The sequence below is a fragment of the Sphingomonas sp. genome, assembly GCF_031380695.1.
Taxonomy (GTDB): domain Bacteria; phylum Pseudomonadota; class Alphaproteobacteria; order Sphingomonadales; family Sphingomonadaceae; genus Sphingomicrobium.
Map to the genome: position 1 here is coordinate 1 of NZ_JANMWY010000236.1, position 2,065 is coordinate 2,065.

The 2,065-nt window shown below is 66.1% G+C and carries 2 protein-coding genes; one reads left to right on the forward strand and one right to left on the reverse strand.

All coding sequences use genetic code 11. From position 1 onward, the window contains the following. The coding region (locus RMN84_RS08430; RefSeq protein WP_309611733.1) for an ester cyclase at positions 1-936 on the forward strand (936 nt) is incomplete at its 5' end. On the opposite strand, the gene RMN84_RS08435 is transcribed toward RMN84_RS08430, so the two are convergent. Beyond that, on the reverse strand, positions 931-2,065 hold a 1,135-nt coding region (locus tag RMN84_RS08435; protein WP_309611734.1), incomplete at its 5' end, for a hypothetical protein. The two genes, RMN84_RS08430 and RMN84_RS08435, sit on opposite strands and share 6 nt — an antisense overlap.

A 2,065-nucleotide genomic window follows, 5' to 3' on the forward strand; every position in this document is an offset into this window, starting at 1 on the left:
ATTACGCGCGAGATTTGGGAGGAGCGCGGGATCGGTCAGTCGCTTGATAAATATTATGCGCCGGACATCATCGTCCGCGCACCGCCGGGGATCACGACGGGCAATGCGGGGGTGACCGCAGCGACCTTGGGCACGCTGCACGAGTTCCCCGACCGGCGGCTGGTCTATGAGGACGTCATCTGGTCGGGCAACGAGGTCGACGGTTTCCTGTCGTCGCACCGGCTGATCTCGATCATGCGCAAGCAGAACGACGGACCGCACGGGCTGGCGAGCGGCGCGCTGGTGCGGTCGCGGGTCATTGCCGATTGCGTGTGCAAGGGCAATCAGATTGTCGAGGAATGGCTGATTCGCGACTATTCAAGCTTCGCCATCTGCCTCGGCTCGACCCCGCGCGAACTGGCGCGCGAGCTTTGCGAGCAGGACCTACGGCGGGTTGGAAGCGTGGAATATTTCACCCCGGCGAAGGACATTGCCGGACCTTATGTCGCGCATATCGATGACAGCGCCGAGGCGCGGCGCTATCGCGATTCATGGGCGGTGATCTGGGGTGCCAAGACGCCGGCGGCTATCCGCGACCATTACGCGCTCGGGGCGGCGGTGTTCGTGCCCGGCGGCGAGTCGCTCAACGGTCAGGAGGATTATGACCGCTTCGTCATCTCTTACCTTGCCGCTTTTCCCGATGCCGCGTTCACGGTCGAGCACCTCATCGTCAACCGCGATCCGGGCCAGCCGATCCGTATCGCCATGCGCTGGTCGATCGAGGCGACGCACAGCGGCTGGGGCCGCTTCGGCGAACCGACGGGGGCGCCGATATACATCATGGGAATCAGCCATGCGCATGTCGTCGACGGGCGGATCACGATGGAGTGGATCCAGATCGACGAAGTGACGATCTGGAAACAGATTTTCGCGCATGCGGGACCCGAGTGGCTATAGGCGTGCGCCGGCGACGAAGGCGGTGACAGTGAGGCCTAGAGGGCGAATGAAGAGCTCGATCAGGCCGGCGTCTTCGTAAAGATCGATCGTTTGCGGGCCGGAAATCGCAATCTCCTCGCGGCGACGCCACTCGATCAGGTTGCCGCTGCGAATGACGACGATTCCGGTAGGGTCGAGCCGGACGGCAAGTGCGCAGTCGTGTCCACTGACGTCGAGCGTGAACGGCTCCACACCGTCCCACCTCCAGCTTTTAGCCGGCGCGAGGGCGGGCGCGGGGGACTGGATCAAGCGCCCTGCCCGCACGTCGAGGCTAATTCGACGCGGCAGGCTGATCGGCCCGCCGTTGATAGCACCCGGCCAGGGCATCGCCCGCGCCGTCGCCCAACTCGACGCCCAGGCGACCAGCGTGCGCTCAGGCGCCTCGTCAGCAGCGACGATCGCGGCATAGAAGTCGGGGCCGTGGTCGAGGAGGAGCCCCTCGGACGGCGAGGTCGCGGCGAAGGCTTCACCGTCGAAGTGACCCAGCCAGTAGCGCACCGCGCACTCGGCGGAGCCCGAACGGCGGTCGACGATCGACAGGATCAGCGCCTGGGTCGCGCCGAAATCGACCAGCACGGGCACTTCCCACATTACGCCGGGCGGCATCCACGGGCCGATATGCGCGACGAACTGCCAGGCGCCGCCGTCCTTACGCCACACCGCAAGGCGCGAGGGCGGGTCGCTTGGCCAGTCGGTCCAGTCACACGGCTCGGCGACCAGCATCCGCCAGTCGCCCGTGGCGCAGCAGTGAAAAACGAACGGGTCGCGCACGTTGCGCCCTTCGGGGCCGAGCGGCGGGCTTTCGCGCCAGTTCAGGCCATGGTCGCCGCTCGACAGCCGCACCTGCCGCTGCCGCTTGCCGTCATGGCGGGTTAGGTAGGCGGCAAGCTCCTCGCCCTCCGAAACCATCGAGCCCGAATAAGCCTGGCCCAGCTGGTTGGGGGGAATGACCGGACCGTCCCATGTCCAGCCAAGCAAGTCGGGGCTCGACAGCCGCGCCCAGCCGATTGCCTTATAATCGGGCGCTGCGGCACTGTGCTGGACGAACAGCCGCCACTGGCCGTCGCGATAGATCAACCCGTTGGGATCG